This window comes from Yinghuangia seranimata (genome assembly GCF_029953285.1).
In the GTDB taxonomy this organism is placed as follows: domain Bacteria; phylum Actinomycetota; class Actinomycetes; order Streptomycetales; family Streptomycetaceae; genus Yinghuangia; species Yinghuangia seranimata.
Genome location: NZ_JASAOI010000008.1, coordinates 129,008 through 152,462 on the forward strand (window position 1 = coordinate 129,008; position 23,455 = coordinate 152,462).

23 protein-coding genes are annotated in these 23,455 nt (G+C 73.8%); 12 read left to right on the forward strand and 11 right to left on the reverse strand.

Going from position 1 to position 23,455, the window contains the following annotated elements; all coding sequences use genetic code 11:
* Positions 1 to 86: 86 nt before the first annotated feature.
* Positions 87 to 650: a GNAT family N-acetyltransferase gene (locus QI554_RS06030; RefSeq protein ID WP_281466661.1), complete on the forward strand. Its 564-nt coding sequence runs from the start codon at positions 87 to 89 to the stop codon at positions 648 to 650.
* On the opposite strand, the gene QI554_RS06035 is transcribed toward QI554_RS06030, so the two are convergent.
* On the reverse strand, positions 647 to 1,975 hold the full coding sequence (locus QI554_RS06035) for an aminotransferase class I/II-fold pyridoxal phosphate-dependent enzyme (protein WP_281466662.1): 1,329 nt from the start codon (positions 1,973 to 1,975) through the stop codon (positions 647 to 649). The two genes, QI554_RS06030 and QI554_RS06035, sit on opposite strands and share 4 nt — an antisense overlap.
* Positions 1,976 to 2,164: 189 nt before the next feature.
* Here QI554_RS06035 and QI554_RS06040 point away from each other — a divergent pair, with 189 nt between their 5' ends.
* Positions 2,165 to 2,851, forward strand: a complete 687-nt coding sequence (locus tag QI554_RS06040; protein WP_281466664.1) for a pyridoxamine 5'-phosphate oxidase family protein — start codon at positions 2,165 to 2,167, stop codon at positions 2,849 to 2,851.
* Entirely contained in the window at positions 2,851 to 3,537 is a 687-nt protein-coding gene (locus tag QI554_RS06045; RefSeq protein WP_281466666.1) for a methyltransferase domain-containing protein, read from the forward strand. The genes QI554_RS06040 and QI554_RS06045 overlap by 1 nt, the downstream gene beginning before the upstream one ends.
* On the opposite strand, the gene QI554_RS06050 is transcribed toward QI554_RS06045, so the two are convergent.
* The 3 genes from QI554_RS06050 to QI554_RS06060 form a co-directional block, all read right to left on the reverse strand.
* Complete coding sequence (locus tag QI554_RS06050; protein ID WP_281466718.1) at positions 3,534 to 4,316, reverse strand: putative protein N(5)-glutamine methyltransferase; 783 nt, start codon at positions 4,314 to 4,316, stop codon at positions 3,534 to 3,536. The genes QI554_RS06045 and QI554_RS06050 overlap by 4 nt on opposite strands.
* Positions 4,317 to 4,727: 411 nt before the next feature.
* Positions 4,728 to 4,907 carry a hypothetical protein gene (locus QI554_RS06055; RefSeq protein WP_281466668.1) on the reverse strand — a complete coding sequence of 60 codons (180 nt, stop codon included), beginning with the start codon at positions 4,905 to 4,907 and terminating at the stop codon, positions 4,728 to 4,730.
* Between the two features lie 219 nt (positions 4,908 to 5,126).
* On the reverse strand, positions 5,127 to 6,746 hold the full coding sequence (locus QI554_RS06060; protein WP_281466670.1) for a hypothetical protein: 1,620 nt from the start codon (positions 6,744 to 6,746) through the stop codon (positions 5,127 to 5,129).
* Positions 6,747 to 6,899: 153 nt separating this feature from the next.
* Here QI554_RS06060 and QI554_RS06065 point away from each other — a divergent pair, with 153 nt between their 5' ends.
* From QI554_RS06065 to QI554_RS06085, 5 genes are all read left to right on the forward strand, one after another.
* On the forward strand, positions 6,900 to 7,235 hold the full coding sequence (locus QI554_RS06065; protein ID WP_281466673.1) for a hypothetical protein: 336 nt from the start codon (positions 6,900 to 6,902) through the stop codon (positions 7,233 to 7,235).
* Between the two features lie 215 nt (positions 7,236 to 7,450).
* The gene (locus QI554_RS06070) at positions 7,451 to 8,125 is read left to right on the forward strand and encodes a lysophospholipid acyltransferase family protein (protein ID WP_281466675.1); all 675 of its coding nucleotides are present in this window, start codon (positions 7,451 to 7,453) and stop codon (positions 8,123 to 8,125) included.
* A gap of 410 nt (positions 8,126 to 8,535) precedes the next feature.
* Positions 8,536 to 9,378, forward strand: a complete 843-nt coding sequence (locus QI554_RS06075; RefSeq protein ID WP_281466677.1) for a nitrilase-related carbon-nitrogen hydrolase — start codon at positions 8,536 to 8,538, stop codon at positions 9,376 to 9,378.
* Positions 9,379 to 9,381: 3 nt separating this feature from the next.
* Entirely contained in the window at positions 9,382 to 10,782 is a 1,401-nt protein-coding gene (gene hydA, locus QI554_RS06080) for a dihydropyrimidinase (RefSeq protein ID WP_281466679.1), read from the forward strand.
* 35 nt (positions 10,783 to 10,817) lie between these two features.
* A complete protein-coding gene (locus QI554_RS06085) occupies positions 10,818 to 11,831 on the forward strand; it encodes a TIGR03842 family LLM class F420-dependent oxidoreductase (RefSeq protein WP_281466681.1) in 1,014 nt (337 codons plus the stop codon).
* 10 nt (positions 11,832 to 11,841) lie between these two features.
* Here the strand turns inward: QI554_RS06085 and QI554_RS06090 are convergent, their stop codons facing one another.
* Positions 11,842 to 12,411 carry a GNAT family N-acetyltransferase gene (locus QI554_RS06090; RefSeq protein WP_281466684.1) on the reverse strand — a complete coding sequence of 190 codons (570 nt, stop codon included), beginning with the start codon at positions 12,409 to 12,411 and terminating at the stop codon, positions 11,842 to 11,844.
* Between the two features lie 134 nt (positions 12,412 to 12,545).
* On the opposite strand from QI554_RS06090, the gene QI554_RS06095 reads away from it, so the two are divergent.
* Complete coding sequence (locus QI554_RS06095; RefSeq protein WP_281466686.1) at positions 12,546 to 13,019, forward strand: GNAT family N-acetyltransferase; 474 nt, start codon at positions 12,546 to 12,548, stop codon at positions 13,017 to 13,019.
* 23 nt (positions 13,020 to 13,042) lie between these two features.
* Here the strand turns inward: QI554_RS06095 and QI554_RS06100 are convergent, their stop codons facing one another.
* Positions 13,043 to 13,492, reverse strand: a complete 450-nt coding sequence (locus QI554_RS06100) for a GNAT family N-acetyltransferase (protein WP_281466687.1) — start codon at positions 13,490 to 13,492, stop codon at positions 13,043 to 13,045.
* A 171-nt stretch (positions 13,493 to 13,663) separates the two neighbouring features.
* On the opposite strand from QI554_RS06100, the gene QI554_RS06105 reads away from it, so the two are divergent.
* Positions 13,664 to 16,060 (forward strand): FdhF/YdeP family oxidoreductase, encoded by a 2,397-nt coding sequence (locus QI554_RS06105; RefSeq protein ID WP_281466690.1) that lies wholly within the window; start codon positions 13,664 to 13,666, stop codon positions 16,058 to 16,060.
* A 23-nt stretch (positions 16,061 to 16,083) separates the two neighbouring features.
* Here the strand turns inward: QI554_RS06105 and QI554_RS06110 are convergent, their stop codons facing one another.
* The 3 genes from QI554_RS06110 to QI554_RS06120 form a co-directional block, all read right to left on the reverse strand.
* Complete coding sequence (locus QI554_RS06110; RefSeq protein WP_281466692.1) at positions 16,084 to 16,905, reverse strand: sortase; 822 nt, start codon at positions 16,903 to 16,905, stop codon at positions 16,084 to 16,086.
* Positions 16,902 to 17,450, reverse strand: coding sequence for a SigE family RNA polymerase sigma factor (locus QI554_RS06115; RefSeq protein ID WP_281466695.1), 549 nt, complete (start codon positions 17,448 to 17,450; stop codon positions 16,902 to 16,904). Before QI554_RS06115 ends, QI554_RS06110 begins: the two co-directional genes overlap by 4 nt.
* Positions 17,451 to 17,556: 106 nt before the next feature.
* The gene (locus QI554_RS06120; RefSeq protein ID WP_281466697.1) at positions 17,557 to 18,165 is read right to left on the reverse strand and encodes a TetR/AcrR family transcriptional regulator; all 609 of its coding nucleotides are present in this window, start codon (positions 18,163 to 18,165) and stop codon (positions 17,557 to 17,559) included.
* A 152-nt stretch (positions 18,166 to 18,317) separates the two neighbouring features.
* Between QI554_RS06120 and QI554_RS06125 the strand changes: the two genes are divergently transcribed.
* Positions 18,318 to 19,817: an MFS transporter gene (locus QI554_RS06125; protein ID WP_281466699.1), complete on the forward strand. Its 1,500-nt coding sequence runs from the start codon at positions 18,318 to 18,320 to the stop codon at positions 19,815 to 19,817.
* A gap of 89 nt (positions 19,818 to 19,906) precedes the next feature.
* Here QI554_RS06125 and QI554_RS06130 read toward each other — a convergent pair whose 3' ends face one another.
* Together QI554_RS06130 and QI554_RS06135 are read right to left on the reverse strand one after the other, a co-directional pair.
* Positions 19,907 to 20,554 (reverse strand): MBL fold metallo-hydrolase, encoded by a 648-nt coding sequence (locus QI554_RS06130; protein ID WP_281466701.1) that lies wholly within the window; start codon positions 20,552 to 20,554, stop codon positions 19,907 to 19,909.
* Positions 20,555 to 20,722: 168 nt separating this feature from the next.
* Complete coding sequence (locus QI554_RS06135; protein ID WP_281466703.1) at positions 20,723 to 22,255, reverse strand: hypothetical protein; 1,533 nt, start codon at positions 22,253 to 22,255, stop codon at positions 20,723 to 20,725.
* 89 nt (positions 22,256 to 22,344) lie between these two features.
* On the opposite strand from QI554_RS06135, the gene QI554_RS06140 reads away from it, so the two are divergent.
* Positions 22,345 to 23,070 carry a hypothetical protein gene (locus QI554_RS06140; protein ID WP_281466705.1) on the forward strand — a complete coding sequence of 242 codons (726 nt, stop codon included), beginning with the start codon at positions 22,345 to 22,347 and terminating at the stop codon, positions 23,068 to 23,070.
* The last annotated feature ends 385 nt before the right edge of the window (positions 23,071 to 23,455 follow it).

Sequence of the window (23,455 nt, forward strand, 5' to 3'; positions counted from 1 at the left end):
AACTCCGGCCCCACAGGCCCACGTTCCCGCTCCCACCCGGCCCGCACGACGGCCCTGGGCCGCCCCGCCGCGCCTAGACTCGCACCATGATCCAACCGCCCCCCGAACTCCGCACCGATCGACTGCTCCTGCGCGCGTGGCGCGACGCCGACCTGGACGCGGGGCTCGCGGAGATGAACGCCGATCCGGACGTCATGCGCTTCATCGCGGACGGAACCACACGCTCCCGCGAGCAGTCGGCGGCCTTCGTCGCCGACCAGCGCCGCCGCTGGTCCGAGGCCGGATTCGGGCTGTTCGCCGTGGAGCGGGCGGCGGACGGCGAGTTCCTCGGCTGGGCGGGGCTCGCCGTCCCGGAGTTCCTGCCCGAAATCCTGCCCGCCGTGGAGATCGGCTGGCGTCTCCGCCGAGAGCACTGGGGACACGGCTACGCGACCGAGGCGGCCCGCGCGGTGCTGCCGTTCGCGTTCAGGGACGTGGGCCTGGACCGGCTCGTGAGCATCCGGCACATCGACAACGAGGCCTCCGCGCGGGTGATGGCCAAGCTCGGGTTCACGCCGGTCCTGCGCACGGTGGTGCCGTCGCACGGCCGTCCGGTCGAGGTGTCCGCACTGACCCGCGCGGAGTCCGCGGCGGCGGACGGGTCCGCCTAGACGGTGCTGTAGGCCGGCGCGGTGCGGGTGCCTCCCGCGGAGGCGCCGGCGACCGCGGCGATGGCGTCGGCCAGCGGGGTGATGTCCTCACGGCCGAGGGTGCCGATGCTGACGCGGATTGCCGAAGGGCTGGCCAGGCGGAAGCGGCGCCCGGGGCCGACGAGCCAGCCCTGGGCGAGGAGGCCCGCCACGGCGGCGGTTTCGTCGCGGACGGGGATCCATACGTTGATGCCCGAGCGGCCGTGCGCGGGCACGCCGCGTTCGGCGAGCGCGTCGACGAGCCAGGCGCGGCGTTCGGCGTAGGCGAGGCGCGCCCGTTCGATGGCGGCGGCCGTGTCGGGGCGGGTCCAGGCCTCGGCGACGGCGTACTGGAGGATGTGGCTGACCCAGCCGGGGCCGAGGCGCAGCCGGCCGGCGATGCGGCTGACGGTGGTGGCGTCGCCCGTGACGACGGCGCAGCGCAGGTCGGGGCCGTACGCCTTGGCGGCCGAACGCACGTGCACCCAGCGGGTGGTGGCCGGGCCGAGCGGGTGGAGCGCGGGTCCGGCGACCGCGTTGCCGTGGTCGTCCTCGATGAGCAGGACGTCCGGGTGCCCGGCCAGGACCGCGCGCAGCGCCTCTGCGCGTTCGGCCGAGACGGCCGCGCCGGTGGGGTTCTGGGCGCGGGTGGTGAGCACGAACGCGCGGGCGCCCTCCCGGAGCGCGGCGGCGACCTCTGCCGGGTCGGGCCCGTCGTCGTCGAGCGGGACCGGGCGCGGGGTGAGGTTGAGCGCGGCGAGCATGTCGAACGACGCGGGCCAGCCCGGGTCCTCGACCGCGACGACGTCGCCGGGGCGCAGGTGGGCCATGAGCGCGCGCTCGATGGCGTCGAGCGCGCCCGAGGTGACCACGAGGTGGTCGGCGGACAGCCCGTCGGCGGCGAACGCGGCTCGCGCGGCGGCCTCCAGGGGCGGGTAGATCGCGGGGTGCGTGTAGAGCGTGCGCCAGGTCGACGGGTCGGGGAACACCAGGTCGGGCAGCAGCGCGGGGTCGGGCTCGCCGTCGGCGAGGCGGCGGGCGCCGGGCGGGGCGACGGGTCCCGCGGCGTCGCGGGCGACGGCGGCGGGGCGCTGGCGCACGCGGGTGCCGGCGCGGCCCTGGGTCTCGACGATGCCGCGGTCGCGGAGCAGGCGGTAGGCGGCCCCGACCGTGTTGGGGTTGACGCCGAGGTCGGCGGCGAGGGCGCGCACCGGCGGGAGGGTGTCGCCGGGGGCGAGCTCGCCGTCGCGCAGCGCGTCTTCGACGGACGCCGCGATGTCGGCGGCGGTGCGTCCGGTGAGCGCCACGGCTGTCCTCCTGCGCGGTGGTTCGGTCGTACGTGATGCGGGCGGCGGGCGCGTCGTGCTTGTTCCGGCCCGGTCCCCCACCCCGCACGTTACCGGGGTGGCCGGGATTCCCATTGACACGCCTCCCCGCCCTGCGCCTATTGTACTGCCACGTAAGCACGATTGAACTAGTACAAAGAAGGTCCTGCCATGACCGTCGCACCCGAGGCCCCCGCCGTCTACTCCCGCACCGGCGAAACGACCCCGACCCGCTACCGCGACCGCATGCGCTACGACGCCGACACCGTCCACGCGATCCTCGACGAGGCCCTCGTCGGCCACGTGTCCTTCGTCGCGTCCGGGCGGCCGCACATCCTGCCGCTCGTGTTCGGCCGCGACGGCTCGCGCGTCTACCTGCACGTCTCCTCCGGCTCGCACCTCGCGCTCGCGGTCCGCGACGCCGGTGAGGAAGGCCTGCCGGTGTCCTTCGCCGTCACGCACGCCGACGCGCTGGTGCTCTCCCGCTCGGCGATGCACCACTCGCTCGACTTCCGCTGCGTCGTCGCCCACGGCCCGCTGCGCCGGGTCACCGACGAGGCCGAGACCGCGCACGGCTGGTCGGTGCTGCTCGACCACATGGTCCCGGGCCGCAGCGCGGACACCCGGCCACCGAGCGCCAAGGAGGCCGCACAGACCGGTCTGTTCGCGCTCGACCTCGACGCCGTCGCCGCCAAGGTGCGGTCGCACGGCCTGGCCGAGGACGAGGCGGACCTCGCGCTCGACCACTGGGCGGGCGTCGTGCCGCTGCGCACCGTCGCCGACGCGCCGCGCCCGGACGCCGGCGTCGACGGTGAGGTCCCGGCCTACCTGGCGGCCTGGCTCGCGGACCGCGCCTGATGGACGAACGCGCGCTGCTCCGGCAGATGCTCGCCGCCCAGCAGGCCGTCGACACCCCGCAGACGTTCGCGATGAGCGGCCGCGAGTGGGACGTCCTGCCGGGCGTCTACGCGCCGATGTTCACCCGCGCCGCGGAGTTCTTCGCCGGCGCGCTCCCCTACCCGCGGGGCGGCGCGTTCCTCGAGATCGGCTCCGGGACCGGCGTGATCGCGGTCACCGCCGCACTGTCCGGGTGCGCGCGCGTGACCGCGACCGACATCAGCCCCGAGGCGGCCGCGAACACCGCGATGAACGCCCGCCGCCACGGGGCCGATGCGGTCACGACCGTGTGCGGCGACATGTTCGCGCCGCTCGCCGACGGCGACCGCTACGACCTGGTCTTCTGGAACTCCAGCTCGCTGCCCACGAGCCAGGCCTGGCCGGAGACCGAGGGCCTCGGCCGCGCGATCACCGATCCCGGCTACCGGTTCCACGACGCCTACCTCGCGGGTGCCGCCGACCACCTGACGCCCGACGGCCGCCTCATGCTCGGCTTCTCGAACGTCGGCGACCGCGCGCACCTGGACCGGCTTGCCGACCGGCACGGCTGGACGATCCGCGCCCTCGACCGGGGCGAGGTCGTCTTCCCGGGCCGGTCGGGCAGCTTCGACCTGTTGGAGCTGACGCGGCGTACGCCTGCGGGCTAGGACCGGCGGGGGCGCGTGCCGATCACCACGGTCGCGTACCACTCCTCCGACTCGGCGATCTCGGTCTCGAGGCCGGCGCGCGCGAACGCTTCGGCGGTGTGCGGGGCCTGACGCTCGCTCGTCTCGATCAGCAGGTGGCCGCCGGGGGCGAGCCAGGCCGGGGCGTCGGCGACGACGCGGCGCTGGACGTCCAGGCCGTCCGAGCCGCCGTCGAGGGCGACGCGCGGCTCGTGCAGGCGTGCCTCGGGCGGCATGAAGGCGATCTCGTCGGTGGGGACGTACGGGGCGTTGGCGATCAGCACGTCGACGCGGCCGCGCAGCGCGGCGGGCAGCGGCGCGTACAGGTCGCCCTCGAACACCCGGCCGCCGTACGGCGCGACGTTCCGCCGCGCGCACCTCACCGCCGCGGGGTCGATGTCCGACGCGTACAGCGAGACGCGCTCGAGCCCGGCGGCGACCGCGGCCCCGATCGCGCCGCTGCCGCAGCACAGGTCGACGACGACCGGCCCGTCCGGCGACGCGGACGCCTCAGTCGGGATGGCCGCGGCCCGCACGGTGGCCTCCGCGACAAGGAACTCGGAGCGCACGCGCGGCACGAACACGCCCGCGTCGACGGCGATCCTGAGCCCGGCGAAGCGGGCCCAGCCCAGCACGTGTTCGAGCGGGAACCCGGCGGCCCGGCGTTCGGCCATGGCTGCGGCGACCGCGGGCGAGCCGGCGGTGTCGAGGATCAGGCGCGCCTCGTCCTCGGCGAACACGCAGCCGGAGGCGCGGAGCATCGCGACCAGCACGGCGGCGTCCGGCGTGGCCGGGGCATCGGAAGGCGGCCCGGACGGGGATCCGAGAGGAGGGCCGGAAGGAGAAGGAGAAACAGTCGACATGAGAGGGCCTTTCGAACCGACGAAGGGCGCTCCCGGGGCCGGCCCGCGGTCAGCTGCGGACGGCGGGCCCGGCATGAGGCGAGAGCACCCGGCCTGACACGGCGTTGATGGGTCTCACCTCCTCGCGGGCGTCGAGCGTCGCGGCGCGCACCGAACGGCGGCCGTCCAACCGTCCAAACCCTACTGCATGCGCCACGCCGCGACGCCGGCCGCGACGAACACCAGTCCGCCGCACATCCATCCGAACGCCGACCACAGGCCCTCGGCCGCCGACCCGATGACGCGGATCCGGGTGGGCTTGGCCGTGTCCTACGCGACCCCCACACGGTCACCGCGCAGCAGCTGCGCCGCCACGCTCCGCTCCCCCTCCGTCTCGCGGCCGTCGCGCGTCACACAGGCGACGGTGGCGAAGTAGGAGTAGGAGACGCCGTACTCGCTGACCGCGCCCGCCGAGCCCGGGTGACGGACGCGGGCCTGGCCTCGCTGCACGAGGCCAAACGCGGCTGAGCGTATTCGGGGTCTCCTCGCACGGCGCGGGACACGCTGCGCGCCGTCGCCTGGCCGACCAACGCAGGCGCTCCGCGCGGCCGCGCCCGTCGCGCGGTGGATCGTCGGCATCACCGCGTTCGGGGCCGCAGCGGGCCGAACGGGCGCGGGCCCGGGGGCGCGTGGTGCGCCGCCGGGCCCGTGGCCGGGTGTTGTCGGGGCTCAGTAGCCGTACGGCGCGGCCAATGCCTTGGGCCCGCCCGTGTTCTTCCGGCGCGCCACGCGCACCACGGTCTTGGAGAGCGCGACCGCCGGGGTGTCCCCGTCGCGCGCGATGATCAGCACGAACTCTGCGCCGGTGTACGGCTCTCCGTACAGCACCGCGTCGCACGGGCTCGGCGCCCACATGCCGTAGCCGTACGGGTTCGCCTGGGCCGCCGCGTACGCCGTGCCCATGGTGTACGGGTTCGCGGCGAACGCCGGCGGGGCCCCGTACGGACCGGGCGCGCCGTACGGACCCGGCGCCCCGTACGGCGCGGGTGCCGTCGGAGCCACCGGCGCCCAGGGCGCGTACGCCGACGGCGCCGCGAACCCGTTCGGCGCAGCCGCGGGCGTCGGCCCCGCGTCCGCCACCGCGTCGGGACGCTTCGTCAGGTCGACCGCGTCGGTCGCCTTGGTCGGTTCGACGGCGTCCGCGCCGACGCCCGGCGCGTCGGGCTCGGTGCGCGCGGCCGGCACCGCAGCGAGCTGGGCGCGCGGCGGCGAGGGCGGGAACATCCCGTACGGGGTCGGCGCCCAGTCGACCTTGGCCTGGAACAGCGGTTCGACGCGCAGCTCGTCGTCGGCCGCGTACACGGCGACGGTGTCGCTCTTCACGAACACGACCTGGGTACGCAGCGCCCTCGCGCTGTTGCCGCCGCGCAGGGCGCGGGCGCGCAGGTGGGCGCGCAGGCCGCCGATCGGGAGCGTGATCGCGGGGATCACCGTGAGGGCGAAGAGCACCCACCAGCCGACGGGGTCGAAGCTCTCCTCCTCGAGGCGCGTCCAGTCGCCGTCGACGAGGACCTGCACCGCCTCCCCCTTGCGGTACTCGTAGTCGTAGCCGGTCGAGACGCGGTCGAAGGACTCGCCGGGGATGTGCACCGTCACGGAGGTGTCGTCGCTGTCGACGACGAACCCGGTCACGGTCTGCGCCCGGCGCTCGTGCGCGCGGTCGTCGGCGATGGCGTCGACGATCGCCCAGACCGAGAGCAGCAGGACGGCGAGCAGCACGCCGCCGATGATCAGCCGCTTGCGGCCGCGCGTGACGGGTCGGCCGACCGGCGGGACCACCGCCGGGTTCGGCCCGGCGGCGTCGCGGGAGAGTGCGCGCTGCCGCCGGGTGCGGGCGATGCGCCACGCGCACTGGGCGGCCAGCACGACCAGCCCGAGCATGAGGACCCACCAGCCCCATGTGCCGCCGACGTCGCCGAAGTCGTCGGGGTAGAGCCAGATCGTGAAGCCGACGACCGGCAGGCAGGCGGCCAGGGCGAGGCCCGGCAGCGTCCACGCCGCGGCGAGCGCGAGGATGCTGAGGCAGGCGTAGGGCCCGGCCAGCCAGTCCGGTCCGCAGCCGCTCGACGAGTTGTCGCAGGCGGTGGTGGGGTCCTGGTCGGTCAGCCCGAAGTAGCCGACCGCGACAAGGAGGTAGGCGGCGTACGGAAGCGCCCACCACGGCGTGCGCAGGGCCCGCCACGGCGCCGCGTCGCCCGTGAGCCACGGGCGGAGCGCGGGCGGAAGTGCCTCGGCGGGCAACGGTATCCGGGGTGTCCGGGAGGGCGGTGAGGGCATGGGCGTGGTCACCAGCGAAGTATGGCGAAGACGCACGGGTCGACGCCCAACGTTCTGGACGGTTGGGTGCCGGAAGGCCCGCGCCACCTCGACCGGCCGCCCGATCCCGCACTGTCGGGGCGTGCCCCGTCCCGCGGCGCCGCCGAATGGGGGACACTCGTGGCTGTGACTGAACCGCTGCCGCACATCCGGAACGCCACGCCGTGCACGCACGACTGGGAGTCCATCAGCGCGAACACCTGGAAGTGCAGGAAGTGCGGCACGATCAAGCAGAACAACACGGGCGCGTCGGTCGGCGACCGCACGTGCAACCGCTGCGGGGGCATGGGCGGGATGTGGGTGTCGGTGCCGGAGGACCAGGCCGACGACCACCCGCTCGCGTACCGGCCGGAGGCCGGGGGGCCGCTGATCGAGCACGTCCCGTGCGCGTACTGCCGGGGCACGGGCCGCACGGGGATGCGCTACACCCCGTTGCGGACGCCGCCTCCCGCCGCCGAGTAGGCGACCGGTCGGCGCCTCGCGGACGCCGAGCGGACGCCGACGGGGCGCCGAAGGGGCGCCGGCTACGCGCCGAACAGGCGCTCGATGGCCGGAAACCACCCTGTCGGGCGCGCGGTAGGTGACTGGCTGGTAACCACCCGTAGGGGTGGGCGCGCACCACGGCGCCACGGTGAATCGGTAAGGTGACCCTGCCATAGACCCGACCGGGGGAACTCGTGCTGATCTACCACTTCATGCACCGCGTCGTCTCGCCCACGTCGCGGGCCATCTGGCGGCCCCACGTCGAGGGCCGCGAGAACGTGCCGAAGACCGGCGGGGTGTTGATCGCGAGCAACCACCTGTCGTTCTGCGACAGCCTGGTCATCCCCATCACCGCGCCGCGCCAGGTGACGTTCCTGGCCAAGGCGGAGTACTTCGAGGGCACGGGCATCAAGGGCGCCGCGACGCGGGCGTTCTTCGAGGGCCTGGGCGCGGTCGGCGTCCCGCGCGACGAGAAGCGCGGCGCGATGGCCGCGCTGGAGGCCGGCAAGGGCGTGCTCGACAAGGGCATGGCGTTCGGCATCTACCCGGAGGGCACCCGGTCGCTCGACGGGCGGCTGTACCGCGGTCGCACGGGTGTGGCGTGGCTCGCGCTGACCGCGCGCGTCCCGGTCGTGCCGGTCGGCGTGATCGACACGGAGAAGGTGCAGCCGATCGGGTCGCGCGTCCCCAAGCTGCGGCCCAAGGCGATCGTGAAGTTCGGCGAGCCGCTGGACTTCTCCGCGCACTACGACCGCAAGGACGTCGCCAAGGCGCGCCGCGAGGTCACCGACGAGATCATGGACGCCATCCAGAAGCTGTCCGGCCAGGAGGCCGCGGGCGTCTACAACGAGCGGCCCACCGAGGGCTGACCGGAAACGCACCGGGACGGACCCTTGCGCCCGCCCCGGTGCCGGCCCCCGTTCGGATCAGTCGGCCCGTCCCTCGCTGGGCCGGCGGATCGTTCCCTGCGCCGCCGCGCACAGCGTCTCGGTGCCGTCGTCTGCGATCGCGTAGATCTCGCACGCGCACAGCGCCCGCGAACGTCGGCGAGTTGTCGGCGAGGAACGCTGGCACGCCGCCGTGCACGAAGCCGTTCTGCCGGCGCAGGTCGAGCACGGGCGCGCCATCACGCTCCCTACTGGCCGGTAGTCACGGCGCTCATGCTCCCACGGGGCGCGACACGCGCACCGGGGCGCGTCCTCCTGCGGTACGCCGGTCGGCGGAGTTAGAGTCGGTCCTCCGCTTTGCGGTGATTTGCCCAGCCATCAGGGGGTTCGCTATGTCTCAGGTGGTACGCGCCGCGCTCGTCCAGGCGATGTGGACCGGCGACGGGACCTCGATGGTCGACGCCCACGAGGCGCACGCCCGTCGGGCCGCCGCCGAGGGCGCCCAGGTCATCGGCTTCCAGGAGCTCTTCAACGCGCCGTACTTCTGCCAGGTGCAGGAGCCCGTGCACTTCGACTGGGCCGAGCCGGTCCCCGGCGGCCCGACGGTGTCGCGGATGAGCTCGCTCGCGCGCGAGCTGGGCATGGTGATGGTCGTCCCGGTGTACGAGATCGAGCAGTCCGGCTTCTACTACAACACCGCCGCGGTCATCGACGCCGACGGCACGGTGCTCGGCAAGTACCGCAAGCACCACATCCCGCAGGTGCAGGGCTTCTGGGAGAAGTACTACTTCCGGCCCGGGAACGTCGGCTGGCCCGTCTTCGACACGGCGGTCGGGAAGGTCGGCGTCTACATCTGCTACGACCGGCACTTCCCCGAGGGCTGGCGGGCGCTCGGTCTGGCCGGCGCGCAGCTGGTCTACAACCCTTCGGCGACCAGCCGGGGCCTGTCGGCGTACCTGTGGCAGCTGGAGCAGCCCGCCGCCGCGGTCGCCAACGAGTACTTCGTGGCGGCGATCAACCGGGTCGGCGTCGAGGTGTACGGCGACAACGACTTCTACGGCACCAGTTACTTCGTGGACCCGCGCGGCCGGTTCGTCGGCGAGCCGGCGTCCGACCGCGACGAGGAACTCCTCGTGCGCGACCTGGACTTCGGGCTCATCGACGAGGTGCGCACGCTGTGGCAGTTCTACCGCGACCGACGGCCCGACGCGTACAGCCCGCTGACGGAGGCGTGACGCGTGGCCCGCACCCTGATCCGCGGCGGCCTGGTCGTCACCGCCGCCGAGGAGGCGTACGCGGACGTCCTGGTCGACGGCACCCAGGTGGTCGCGCTCGCCGCGCCCGACGTCGCCGAGGCGTGGCTGCCCGGCGCCGACCTGGTGATCGACGCGACCGACAGGTACGTGATCCCGGGCGGCGTGGACGCGCACACCCACATGCAGATGCCGTTCGGCGGTACCGTCGCCTCCGACACCTTCGAGACCGGCACGCGCGCGGCGGCGTTCGGCGGCACCACCACGATCGTCGACTTCGCGATCCAGTCGGTGGGCAGCACGCTGCGGGCCGGCCTCGACGCGTGGCACGCCAAGGCCGAGGGCGTGTGCGCGATCGACTACGCGTTCCACATGATCCTCGCCGACGTCAACGACACGACGCTGAACGAGATGGACCTGCTGGTCGACGAAGGCGTCACCAGCTTCAAGATGTTCATGGCCTACCCCGGCGTCCTCTACAGCGACGACGGGCAGATCCTGCGCGCGATGCAGCAGGCCGCGCACAACGGCGCGCTGCCGATGATGCACGCCGAGAACGGCATCGCCATCGACGTGCTCATCGCCCAGGCGCTCGCCGCCGGGCGCACCGACCCGCGCGTGCACGGCGAGGTCCGCAAGGCGCTGCTCGAGGCCGAGGCGACGCACCGCGCGATCGCGCTCGCCCGGGTCGCCGGCAGCCCGCTGTACGTCGTGCACGTCTCCGCGGCGGAGGCCGTCGAGGAGCTGACCCGGGCCCGCGACCTCGGCCTGAACGTGTTCGGCGAGACGTGCCCGCAGTACCTGTTCCTGTCGACCGAGGACCTGGCCCGCCCGGACTTCGAGGGCGCCAAGTACGTGTGCTCGACGCCGCTGCGCCCGGCCGAGCACCAGTCGGCGCTGTGGCGGGGCCTGCGCTCCAACGACCTGTCGGTGGTGTCGACCGACCACTGCCCGTTCTGCTTCGTCGGCCAGAAGGACCTGGGCCGCGGCGACTTCTCCAAGATCCCCAACGGGCTGCCGGGCGTGGAGAACCGCATGGACCTGCTGCACCAGGCGGTCCTGGACGGACACATCTCGCGGCGCCGCTGGATCGAGCTGGCGTGCGCGACCCCGGCGCGCATGTTCGGCCTGTATCCGCGCAAGGGCACCGTCGCCCCCGGCGGCGACGCGGACCTGGTCGTCTACGACCCGGCCGCCGAGTACACCGTCTCGGCCGCGACGCACCACATGAACGTCGACTACTCGGCGTACGAGGGCCGCCGGCTGACCGGCCGCGCCGAGACCGTCCTGTCGCGCGGCACGGTCGTCGTCGACCGCGGCCGCTACACGGGGCACGCCGGCCACGGCGCGTTCCTGCCCCGCGCCACCTGCCAGTACCTGACCTGACACCAGTCCACCGCCCGCAAGGAGCACCACGAACCATGGACTTCGGCCTGGTCCTGCAAGCGGACCCGCCCGCCTCCGAACTGATCCGGCTCATGCGCACCGCAGAAGGGCTGGGGTTCACGCACGGCTGGACGTTCGACTCGACGATCCTGTGGCAGGAGCCGTACGTCATCTACAGCCGCATCCTCGCCGAGACGACGACGATGCGGATCGGCCCGATGGTCACCAACCCGACCACGCGCGACTGGACGGTCACCGCGTCGTTGTTCGCCACGCTCAACGACATGTACGGCGACCGGACGATCTGCGGCATGGGCCGCGGCGACTCCGCCGTGCGCGTCCCCGGCGGCCGCCCGGCGACGCTCGCGCGGCTCGGCGAGGCGATGCGGGTCATCCGCGAGCTGGCCGAGGGCCGCGAGGTCGAGCTGCACGGCACGCGGGTGCGCATCCCGTGGGTGAAGGAAGGCTCGCGGCTGCCCGTGCTGATGGCCGGATACGGGCCGCGCGCACTGGAGTTGGTCGGGCAGTCCGCCGACGGGTTCATCCTGCAGCTGGCCGACCCGTACCTGACGGAGTACATGGTCAAGGCGGTGCGGGCGTCCGCCGAGCGGGCCGGCCGCGACCCGGACGCGCTCACCGTGGTCGTCGCGGCGCCGGCGTACGTGTGCGACGACGACCCTGCGGCGCTCGCGCACGCCCGCGACCAGTGCCGGTGGTTCGGCGGGATGGTCGGCAACCACGTCGCCGACCTGGTGGCCCGCTACGGCGAGCACTCCTCCGCGGTACCGGACGAGCTGACCGATTACATCAAGGACCGGCACGGCTACGACTACGCGCACCACGGGCGGGCGGACAACCCGGACACGACGTTCGTGCCCGACGAGATCGTCGACCGGTTCTGCCTGATCGGGTCCGTCGACACGCACGTGCAGCGGCTGATGGAGCTGCGCGAGCTGGGCGTCGACCAGTTCGCGATGTACGCGATGCACGACGCGCGCGAGGAGGCGATCACCGCGTACGGCGAGCGGATCATCCCGCAGTTCGCCTGAGCGGGTGCGGTCAGCGCGGCGGCTCGTGGTCGCGCAGCATCATCGTGTACAGCGGCCCGGCCGGGTCGGGACGTGAGAAGCCGACGGCGCGGTAGCCCTGCGCGGCCCAGAACGCGACGGCGGCGGGCGCGCTGGGACGCAGCGTGAGAGTGGTGCGCGGGCCCGTCCACGGGCCGACGAGCGCGCGGTGCATCGCGCGCCCGAGGCCTGTGCGGCGGTAGGGCTTGCGCACCACGAACTCGTAGACGGCGAACGTCTGGGCGCCGTCCTCGCGGGTCATGCGCGCGGGCAGCGGGTCGACCATGCCCGACCACCAGCGGGTGTCGGGCTGCAAAGCGGTGCCGAGGGCGAAGCCCATGGGCGTCCCGCCGTGGCGCGCGAAGACGAGCGCGAATCCCGGGTTGGCGAGGTGGCGGGGCAGCACCTCGTCGTCCCACAGCCGGGTGTCGTCGGGGCCGCGCAGGTAGGGGGGTTCGGCGTACACCTCGGCGTACAGGCCCACGATCGTGCGGCGCATCGCGGGCACGGCGACCTCGTCGGCGGTCAGGTGGTCCAGGGTCCAGGCAACGGGCGCGGGCACGGCGAACTCCTTTGTCGGGGACGGGGACATAGGACGTCGTGTGACTCGCGGCTTGATCGTAGACCCGGCGCGGAGCGGCCGGAACGCGCGGTTCGGACGGCTTCGGGCACACCACGGCCTAGTACTGTCACGACATGATCAGAAGCGCCACACGGTCCGACGTCCCGACGATCCTGGGGTTCATCCACGCCCTCGCCGAGTACGAGAAGGCGCCCGACGAGGTCAAGGCGTCCGAGGCCGACCTCGAGCTGCACCTGTTCGGCCCGGAGCCGGCGGCGCACGCGCTCATCGCCGAGGACGACGCGGGCACGCCGGTCGGGTTCGCCGTTTGGTACACGACGTTCTCGACGTGGCTCGCCAAGCCGGGCATCCACCTGGAGGACCTGTTCGTGAGCCCGGCGGCGCGCGGCGGCGGGCACGGCAAGGCGCTGCTCGTGCGGCTCGCGCAGATCGCCGTCGAGCGCGGCTACGGGCGGGTGGAGTGGAACGTGCTCGACTGGAACGAGCCGTCCATCAAGTTCTACCTGGCGCTCGGCGCCGAGCCGCAGCACGAGTGGGACAAGTACCGGCTGACCGGCGAGCCGCTCCAGCGCCTCGGCACCGCCTGAGCGGCGGTCAGGCGGTCAGGCGGTCAGGCGGTCAGCGGCTTGGTCCACCGCGTCCAGGCGGGCTCGGGGCGGTAGCCCTGCGCCTGCCATGCGGTCTGGCCGAGTTCGTTGCGGTCGAGGACCATGGCGTCGCCGCGGCGGCCGCCCAGCGCGGTGAAGCGGGCCTCGGCGGCGTCCAGCAGGAGGCGTCCGACGCCCTGCCTGCGGCGCGCCGGGTCGACGGCGAGGCGGTAGAGGTGGCAGCGCCAGCCGTCCCAGCCGGCGATGACGGTCCCGGCGATCGCGTCGTGCGCGTCGACCGCGAGCAGCAGCGCCTCGGGGTCGCGCTCGACCAGGCGCGTGACGCCGTCGACGTCGTCCGTGATGCTCGTCCCCTCGGCGGCCCCGGCCCAGAACGCGAGCACCGCGTCGGCGTCGTCGGGCCGCGCGGCCCTGATCCGGTAGTTCCCGTGGCCGTCGTCATGGCTGGTCATGCCCGAGTGTCTACCACCCGCCCCGTCCGCGCTTCGAACGGATTTCCGCGCGGCCGCCGTGTTGGTCCGTGCGGGTGTAGTGCGGTTCGCGCGCGCGGCGCTGTGCCGCTGGGCGGGTGACGGCGCTTAGGCTCGAAGCGCCGGGGGGCAGGACGAAGGGCGGCGGCCGACATGGCGACGGACTCCTCTCACGACACAGGCGCCGGCGCGGCGCACGGCGACAGTCCCGAGCCGCACGGTGCGCCGTCTCAGCACGACTACACGCACGCCTCGGCGGGCTGGGGCGCGGCCAAGAGCGTCGGCGAGGTCATCTGGAAGACCCGCGAACCCTTCGCGGCCCTGCGCGTGATGCCGGTGATGAACCACCCCGAGAAGGGCTTCGACTGCCCGGGCTGCGCGTGGCCGGACGCGTACGACGGCCTGCACCTTGACCTGTGCGAGAACGGCATCAAGCACGCCACCTGGGAGATGACCCCGAAGCGCGCCGACCGAGAGCTGTTCGCCGCGCACACGGTGCGGGAGCTGCGCGAGTGGAGCGACTTCGCGCTCGAGGACCAGGGCCGGCTGACCGAGCCGATGGCGTACGACCCGGACACCGACCACTATGTGCCGATCTCGTGGGCGGACGCCTTCCAGCTGTTCGCCGACACGATGCGCGACCTCGGCAGCCCGAACGAGGCCGCGTTCTACACGTCCGGACGCCTGTCCAACGAGGCGACGTTCCTCTACCAGCTGATGGTCCGCGAGATCGGCACCAACAACCTGCCGGACTGCTCCAACATGTGCCACGAGGCCAGCGGGCGGGCGCTGACCGCGTCGCTCGGCACCGGCAAGGGCACCGTGGACCTCCAGGACCTGGACGCGTGCGACGCGTGGTTCGTCATGGGCGTCAACGCGGCGTCCAACGCACCGCGCATGCTGACCGCGCTGGCCGCCGCCTATCGGCGCGGCACGCAGATCGTGCACGTGAACCCGATGCTCGAGGCGGCGTCCGGCCGCACCATCGTGCCGCACGACCTTCTCAGCATGGGCCTGATGCGGGCCGTCCGGACCGGGACGCTCGACCTTCAGCCGCTCATCGGCGGCGACATGGCGCTGATGCGCGGCATCGCCAAGGCCACCCTCGCCGCCGCCGAGGCGGGCGAACCGGCGGTTCTGGACGAGGAGTTCCTGTCCCGGTTCACCGAAGGGTTCGAGGCGTACCGGGACCTGTGCGCCGGCACCGCGTGGGAGGACATCGAGGCCGCGTGCGGCCTGCCGCGCGAACGGATCGAGGAGGCGGCGCGCGTCTACCGCGAGGCGGGGCGCACGGTCGTCAGCTGGTGCCTGGGCCTCACGCAGCAGGAGCACGGCGTCGACACGATCCGCGAGATCGTCAACGTCCTGATGCTGCGCGGCAACATCGGCCGCGAGGGCGCGGGCCCCTGCCCGATCCGCGGCCACTCCAACGTGCAGGGCAACCGCACGTGCGGTATCGACCACCGGCCGAGCGAGGCGTTCCTCGACCGGCTCGCCGGCGCCTGCGGCATCGACCCGCCGCGCGAACCCGGCCTCGACACCGTGCGCACCGTCGAGGCGATGCACCGCGGCGACGTGAAGGTCTTCGTCGGCATGGGCGGCAACTTCGCGCGCGCCGCGCCCGACACGGCGTACACGGCCGAGGCGCTGCGCCGCTGCGCGCTGACCGTGCACGTGTCCACGAAGCTCAACCGCAGCCACCTGGAGCACGGGCACCGCGCGCTGATCCTGCCGTGCCTGGGGCGCACCGAGAAGGACACGCAGGCGACGGGCGTCCAGTCGGTGTCGGTCGAGGACTCGATGTCGATGGTGCACCTGTCGAAGGGCGTCCGCAGGCCGGCCTCGACGCACCTGCTGTCCGAACCGGCGATCATCGCCGGGCTGGCGCGCGCCGCGCTGCCCGACAGCGGGACGCGGTGGCAGTGGTACGTCGAGGACTACGACCGCATCCGCGACACCATGCAGAAGGCCCTGGAAGGCTTCGAGGATTTCAACCGCCGGGTCAGGCAGCGGCCGAACGGCTTCCGGCTGCGCCAGCCGGCACGCGAGCGGGTGTTCCTGACGCCGTCCGGCAAGGCCGAGTTCTCGCTCGCGCCGCTGTACGACGCGACGCCGCCGACGGGGCTGCTGACCCTCGCCACGGTGCGGTCGCACGACCAGTGGAACACCACGATCTACTCCGACGACGACCGCTACCGCGGCGTGCGGAACCTGCGGACGCTGCTGTTCATGCACCTGGACGACATGCGCGAACGCGGCATCACGGAACTCGGGTTGATCGACATCACGTCCATCGCCAAGGACGGGACGCGGCGCACGGTGCGCGGGTACACGGCGCTCGCCTACGACGTGCCGCGGGGGAACGTGGTGGGGTACATGCCGGAGCTGAACATGCTCTGCGCGGCGGCTGACTTCAGCCCGCAGAGCGACCAGCCGCTGATGAAGCACGTGACGGTGGACATCGTCCCGGCGGAGCCGGGGCGGTGGGATGTGACGTGGTCGGCGGACGCGTCGTCGAAGGCGGCGCGGTCGGACGCTCCGGGCGCCTGACCGCGCCGCTCACGGGCGTCGCGTCAGGCGTCGCGCACGTCGGTCTGGTGGGCCCAGACCACCAGGCGGCCCGGGCCCCCCTCCCGTGGACCCGCGGCGATCAGAGTGAGGTACGCACCCGACCCGTTCTGCGGTGCGCCCGGCGGAAGCGGCACCGGCGCGGTGATCTCGCGGTCCCCCGGCTTCACGTCGCGGCCGGCGTCGACGGTGTACGTGTAGATGTGCGTTGTGGTCCTGACCGTGACCTTGTCGCCCGCGCGCAGGGCGGCCAGGGCGGCGAACGGGTCGCCCGGCTGCTCCGCGCGGCCCGTGAGCACGAGGTTGCCCCCGGCCCCCACGTTTGCGCTGCCCGGGTACAGGCCGACGTTCCCCTTGCCGAGCACTTCGTCGGAGGGGGTGACGAAGATGTCGCGGAACTGCGGCGCCGTGCCTCCGGGTTGGGGCAGGGCGATGCCGCCGACGGGAATCCATTGGATGTCGGGGTACGTGAGACACTGCGAGGGCTGCACGGACGACGGCGGGCAGGCCGAGGTCATCGGCGGAGCGGGCTTCGTGGAAGAAGCGTCCGCGCTTGTACCGGATGCCGTCGGGGTGCCGGACGCACCCGGCCGGGCGCTCGCGGTGCCGGTGCCGCCGGGCAGCACGGCCACGGACGCGCCGGCGGCCACAACCGCCGCGGCCGCCGCCGACACCACGGCGGCGGTGCGGCGTCGCGCGCGGATGCGGGTGCTGCGGTTGCGGGCCGCGGCGGCGAGGTTGCGCGGGGCGGTGCCTTCGGAGGCGGCGAGCAGGTGCCGGAGCGCGGCGGCGTCGTGGTCGGGCTCGTGCACGGGATGGGGGTTCATGTGTTCGCCTTTGCGAGGTGGGCGAGTTCGGCGGAGGCCAGATCGGGCGACTCGCGCAGTTTGCGCAGCGCCCGAGCGGCGGTGCTCTTGACCGTGCCAGGGGCGATGCCGAGCGTCTCGGCGATCTCCGTCTCGGGCAGGTCTTCGTAGAAGCGCAGGACGATCACCGCGCGTTCGCGCCGGGTCAGGCCGGCGAGGGCGCGCAACAACGCGTCGCGGCGGGCGTGTTCCTCGGCCAGGTCCACGTCGCTCGCCCGGTCGGGCGGGTAGGCGGCGGGGCGTTCGTGCGAGGGCTTGCGGCGCCACCAGTCGCGCTGGCCGTTGACGAGCGCCCGGCGCACGTAGGCGACGGGGTCGTCGCGCTGTATGCGGTGCCAGCGCAGGTAGGTGCGGGCCAGCGCGGTCTGGAGGAGGTCCTCGCCGCGGTGGTCGTCGCCCGCGATCAGGCGGGCGATGTGGAGCAGGCGGCGGCCGTTGGCGGCGACGAAGGCGTCGAAGTCGCGTGTGTGGGGCGGGTCGCCGGTGTGCGTTGCGTCAGGCGTCACGCGGTGCTCGTCTCGTGGGTCGGGTGTGCTTCGGTCACCCGCCAGACGAGCTCCGGGCGTACGAGGTTCTGTCGGACGGAGGAGTTTGTGCGGGCGCGCCGACCGGTCAGGCGTCCTTGCGCAGCATCGGCAGCAGCACCTCGTCGACGACGGACACCAGGAACGCGTCGTCGAGTTCCCCCGGCGCGGTGAGGTTCTGGTAGATCACCATCGAGGGCCCGACGCGGGCGGCCAGCGGCGTGGCCGCTCCGGGGCGGATGTCGCCGCGGGCCTCGGCCTCCTGGAGCACCTCGAGGAGCATGGCGCGGGTCGGGAGCGAGACGCGCTCGCGCATCATCTCGTGCGCGGCGTCGTGGTTCTGCTTGGCGATCTGCAGGGCGGCGTCGGAGGTCAGCTTGCAGGCGGAATAGAAGAACCGCAGCACGGCGAGCAGGTCGTCGCGCAGCACGCCGGTGCGGACGACCTCGGCCGCGGACGGCATGCGGTCGCGCAGCGCGTCGAGGATGAGGGCCTCCTTGTCGGCCCAGCGGCGGTACAGCGGGGCCTTGCCGGTGCGGGCCGCGTTCGCGACGCCGTCCATCGTCAGCCCGGCGTAGCCGACCTCGAGGAGCTGGTCGAACACCGCCTGGTAGATCGCCTCTTCGAGGGCGCGGCCGCGGCGGCGGGTGGGCACGGGGGCGGCGTCGGGCCGCGGGGCCGGGGGTGGGGTCGGCATCGCGGTCACACCTCTCACAAGTTCGCTGCGGGCACGGCGGTCGGGCCAAGTATCCCCGACCCCTTGTAAGAGACTTCCCAGTCTCCTATTCTCGAGTATTAAGAGACGCCTTCCGTCTCCTATCTTCCCGTCCTGTCTCCCGGGGGTCAACCATGTCCTCTTCCGCCGCCGCGCCCGCGGCCGGCCGGTCCGCCGCGCCGCGCGCCGACGCCCGACCACCCGGCGCCGACGCGCCGCGGGTACGCCAACGACCCGGGCTCGCACTCGCCGTCATCACCGGCTCGATGCTGCTCATCGGCATCGACGTCACCGTCGTCAACCTCGCGCTGCCCGACATGAGCGCCGCGCTGGACCTGTCCCCGACCGCGTCGTCGTGGGTGCTCAACGCGTACACCCTCGTCTTCGGCGGCCTGCTGCTGCTCGGCGGGCGGCTCGGCGACGTGTTCGGGCGGCGCCGGATGTTCGTAGCCGGCGTCGCGGTGTTCACCCTGGCCTCGCTGCTGGCCGGGCTCGCGCCCTGGGCGTGGGCGCTGCTCGCGGCGCGCGCCCTGCAGGGCGTCGGCGGGGCGTTCGTCGGGCCCAGCACGATGGCGCTCATCGTCAGCACGTTCGACGGACCCGCGCGGGCCCGCGCCATCTCCTGGTACTCGGCGGTGCTGGGCGCCGGCGCGTCCGTCGGGCTGGTGCTCGGCGGCGTGCTGACCGACCTGGCGTCGTGGCGCTGGGTGTTCCTGGTCAACGTGCCGCTCGGGGCGCTGCTCATCGCGCTCACGCCCCGTGTGGTCGCCGAGCCGCCGCGTCCGGAACGCTCGGGCGCGCGGCCGGGGTTCGACGCGGCCGGGGCGCTCACCGGAACCCTCGGCATCGGCTCGCTCGTGTACGCGTGCATCCGCGCGGCCTCGGACGGGTGGCACGACACCCGGACGGCGGCGGCGCTGGTCGTCGCGGTCGTGCTGCTGGCCTCGTTCGTCGTCGCCGAACGACGCGCCGAAGCGCCGATCACGCCGCCGCGGCTGGTCACCCGCGGCACGCTCGCACGCGTGCTGCCGGTCATGGTGCTGTACTGCGCGGCGATGTTCAGCGTGCTGTTCATGCTCGGCCGCTACTTCCAGGACGGGCGCGACTTCAGCCCCATCCGGGCCGGCATGGCCTTCCTGCCGCTGATGGCCTGCCAGTTCACCATGGCCAGGCTCGCCCCGGCGGTGCTCCGCAAGGTCGGACCGGCGTGGCCGGCGCTCGTCGGCTCGGTGCTGGCGGCGGGCGGACTGCTGTGGCTCTCGCAGCTCGGGCCGCACGACGCCTACGCCACGCACATCCTGGGGCCGCTGATCCTGATCGGCACGGGGGCAGGGACGGCGATGACGCCGCTCAACGCGTACGGCATGTCCGGCGTCGACCCGGCGGAGTCCGGCGCGGCGTCCGGGCTCGTGCAGACCGCCCAGTGGATCGGCGGCACCCTCGGACTCGCCGCGTGGGTCACGGTGTTCGGCACCACGACCCGCGACGCGGCCCCGGGCGCCGACCCGACGACGGTTCTCACCGACGGCGTCACGGCCGCGTTCGCGGGGGCGGGGCTTTCGGCGGTGGCGGCGGCGGTGGCGGCACTCGCGTTGTTCCGGCGTCAGGCGTCTCCGGGCGCCGCCAAGGGCTGAACGGAGCCGGCGGGCGGCGGGGTTGTGGCGCCCCGCCCCGCCGCCCGCCTCGGGCCTCGCGTCCGGCCTTGCATTCGGCCGCAGGGTCGTCAACCCAGCTTCAGAGCCTGCCCGTTCACCGGCAGCGCCACCGTGCGGTCGGGGTTCTCCGTCAGCCCCGTCAGCAGCCGCGTGTGCACCTCCCGGCCCGCGTCGCTGAGCACCGCGTCGTGGATCAGGAGCGCGCGGCGCGGCGCGACCTCGCGGACGTAGTCGACCGCCTCCGCGACCTTCAGCCACGGCGCGGCGGCGGGCGTCAGCAGCGTCGCCACCGGCTCCTCGGGCACCGTCAGCGCGTCGCCCGGGTGGAACACCTCGCCCCCGACGAGGAACCCGACGTTGTCGACGAGGGGGATGTCCCGGTGGATCGAGGCGTGCTTCGCGCCGTACACGTGCACCGGCACGCCGCCGATGTCCAACACGTCGCCGTGCGCCACGGCGTGCACCCGCCCACCGAGATCGGCGAACTGGGCCGCCACCGCGGGGTTCGTCCACACCTCGAGGTCGGGTTTCGCGTCCAACGCGGCACGCAACCGGTCCGGCACCACGTGGTCGAAGTGCTCGTGCGTGACCAGGATCGCGTCGGCACCCTCCATCGCGTCCGGATCGCTGAACGCCCCGGGATCGAGCACAAGGGTCACACCGCCGGCCTCGACACGAACGCACGAATGGCCGAGCTTCGTCAGGTTGAGCTGCATGAACGTACGGTACGCCGCGCGCGGGGCGATGTCAGAGATCAACACCACGGCCCCGGGCGGGGCCGCGCGGTGAGGCGAGGACGCCGCACCCGGTGAGGAGGCCGCCGTGATCGGGCAAGGCAGTGCGGTGCGCCGCGCGGCTGAGCGCCGACGCGGGGGCGGCCACGGTCAGAGGAGGGCGCCGCCTCGCGCGAGGAGTTCGGCCATGACCCGGCGCGGCAGCGCCGGGTGCGCCGCGGCCGCCTCAGCCGCGGCCTCGTCCTCCCCCGCCACGAGTGCGGCGACGAGGTGCGGCGGCAGCGCCGGGTGCGTGAGTGCGATCCGGCGCGCCCGCGTGTCGTCCAGGCAGGCGCACAGCGCAGCGGGCGTCGCGTTCGAGTGGGCGGCGACGGCGCGCAGCGCCTTGCGGGCGGGCGGTTCGTACGCGGTCACGGCCTCGAGGAGCGCCGCCGGCGCGTCGGGGTTGGCCGCCACCGCGGCGGCCACGCGCGAGCCGTGCCGGTCCAGCATCGCGTGCAGCTGACGGCCGCTCAGGCCAGGGTGCGGAGCGATCGAGAACAGCACCTTCGCGTCGGTGTCGTCGGCCAGCCGGTCGCGGACGGGCGGCGGCAGGTCGCGGCGCTGGGCGACGAGCATGCGCAGCACGGGGTTCGGGGACGCGGCCAGGTCGGCCACCTCGTCGGGCGACGCGTCGGCGACACGCGGGAGCAGGACGGGGCCGATCTTCGCCGTGCGGGTCAGCTCGGCGAGGAGGTCCAACGGGACCAGGGGGTTCAGGGCGACGCCACGCCGTACGTCGGGGCTCGCGTCGGCGGCGAGCCGACGCATGACGGCCTCGCCGATCGCGGGGTTCGCGGCCAGGTCCTCGCGGACACCGGGCATCGGATCGGCGGCGAGGACCTGGCAGGCGTCGGGCGGCAGATCGGCCCTGGCGGCCACCGCGCAACGCAGCAGCATCGACTGGTGCGCGGCGAAGTGTGCGACGGCACCGATCGGCGTGCCCGGGTTCTCCGACGCCCGCATGTACATCGTGTGCACCGTCGACTCATGGCTGCCGTCACACGAGGCGCCCGGCGGGAGCATGCAGTCGATGTGGGGGCAGTACGGGTCGTGGACGAACGGCGTCGCGTGCCGGTCGCACACCAGGCAGTGCCGCGCGGGCGGCAGGCCCTCACTGGAGGCGAGCCGCGCGAGCACCTCCGGCGGCGTGGCCAGGTTGTACGCGACCGCGCTGCGGACCTCGGCGTGAGGATGCGCCGCCAGGCGGGCGGCGGTCTCGGCGGGGGCCCACAGGGCGAGTTCGGTCACGACGCCGACGTCCGGGTCGGCGGCGAGCCTCTCGACCACGTCGTCGGGGAGGCCCGGGCACTCGGCCAGGCTTTCGCGACGGCGGGGGTCCGGATCGCTCGCGAAACGCCGCGCCCACTCGGGCCGCCCTCGGCCCGCGTAGAGCAGGGCGAGAGCCGTGTCGGGCCACACCTCGGGGTCGACGTCGTCAGCGGTCAGCCGCCCCTCGCGCGCCAGGGAGGTCGCCGCCGACTCCCCCTTCGCCGCCAACGTCGCGACATGCTCCGGCGTCAGATCCGCACGCTCCGCGAGGACCCACACCAGTTCGTCGTCCGCCGCGACGGCGACGAGCCGGCTGAGGAACTCCCCGGGCAGGTTCGGGTTCGCGGCAAGCCCGCGCAGCACGTGGTCCACGCCGCCATCGTGCCGCGCCACCCACGGAACGGCTCACGGTTTTCGGCCCCGACCGTCGCGGCCACCCCGTCGGCCGGAATCATGGCCGCATGGACTCCGAGGACAGCGCCCCGACCGTCCCTTCCGAACACCTCGTGAACCGTGCGGGGTTCTGGCCCGCGTACCTCGACCCGCTGCTCGGCACCGAGTTGGACCTGACCGAGGCGTTCGGCGACGACCCCGCCGACGTCGACGAGATGCTCGGGCTCCTCTACGGCCCGGACACCTCACCGCAGTTCACGCTCCCGCTCGCCGACGGGTACGCGATCGAGATCGACGTCAGCAACTACGGCGACGCCGACGACCTCGAGACCAGCATCTTCTACACCGTCGCCCACACGGACTGGACCCGCCCGGGCTTCCTCGCCACCCTCGGCATCGACGAGTCCGGACCGGGGCTGGCCTGGCCCGAGTTCCACACGGCCGTGCACGCGCCGGGCGCCTTCGACGCACACGAACGAACCCTGCTACGAGCCCCGATCCTCGGCGACGCCGCCACCCCACGCCCCGAGGCCGAGGCCTTGCTCACCGCCGCGTTCACCGCCTGCGGAGCGAACCCCGACGCCGTCTCCGCACTGGTCGACGCGGTACTCGACGGCGCGTACTTCGGCGACTCGGAATGGATCCACCCCGAAGGCGACGACACCGGCCTCCTCGTCTGCCAGGACTCCAACTCCGCCCGCACCCTCCCGATCGGCCAAGGCGGCCGAACCACCGATCAAGCCCGCGCCCTGGCCCGGGTGTTGGGGACGCTGGGTGAGGGAGACAGCTCCTGAGGCGCGGCTCGAAGGTGCCGGACCCGCTCCGCTTCGGCGAGGACGTCTGCGGGCTGCACCGTTCCTGGCCTGCACCGCTGTCGGTGGCCTCCCGCCCCTCCCGCTTTCGATTTTCGCGCGGCCGTCCCGCGCGTCAAGCCGCGGTGGATCTGACGCGGTTCAGATGGCCGGTCCCGGGTGCAAGGGGGCGGCTTGACCCGCGGGCCGTCCGCGCTGAACATCCTCGGCACCTGCGGGAGGGGCGGGAGGTGTGGCGCCGCTCCCTCGCTTCGCGTCGCCGGGCTGCGGCCCCAGCGTGGCGGGCGCCCGGCGCTGCCGGTCGGTGTCGGCCGGGCGCCGGGACGGGTCGCGCCGCCGGGCCGCGGTCGCCGACCTCTCACCTCTC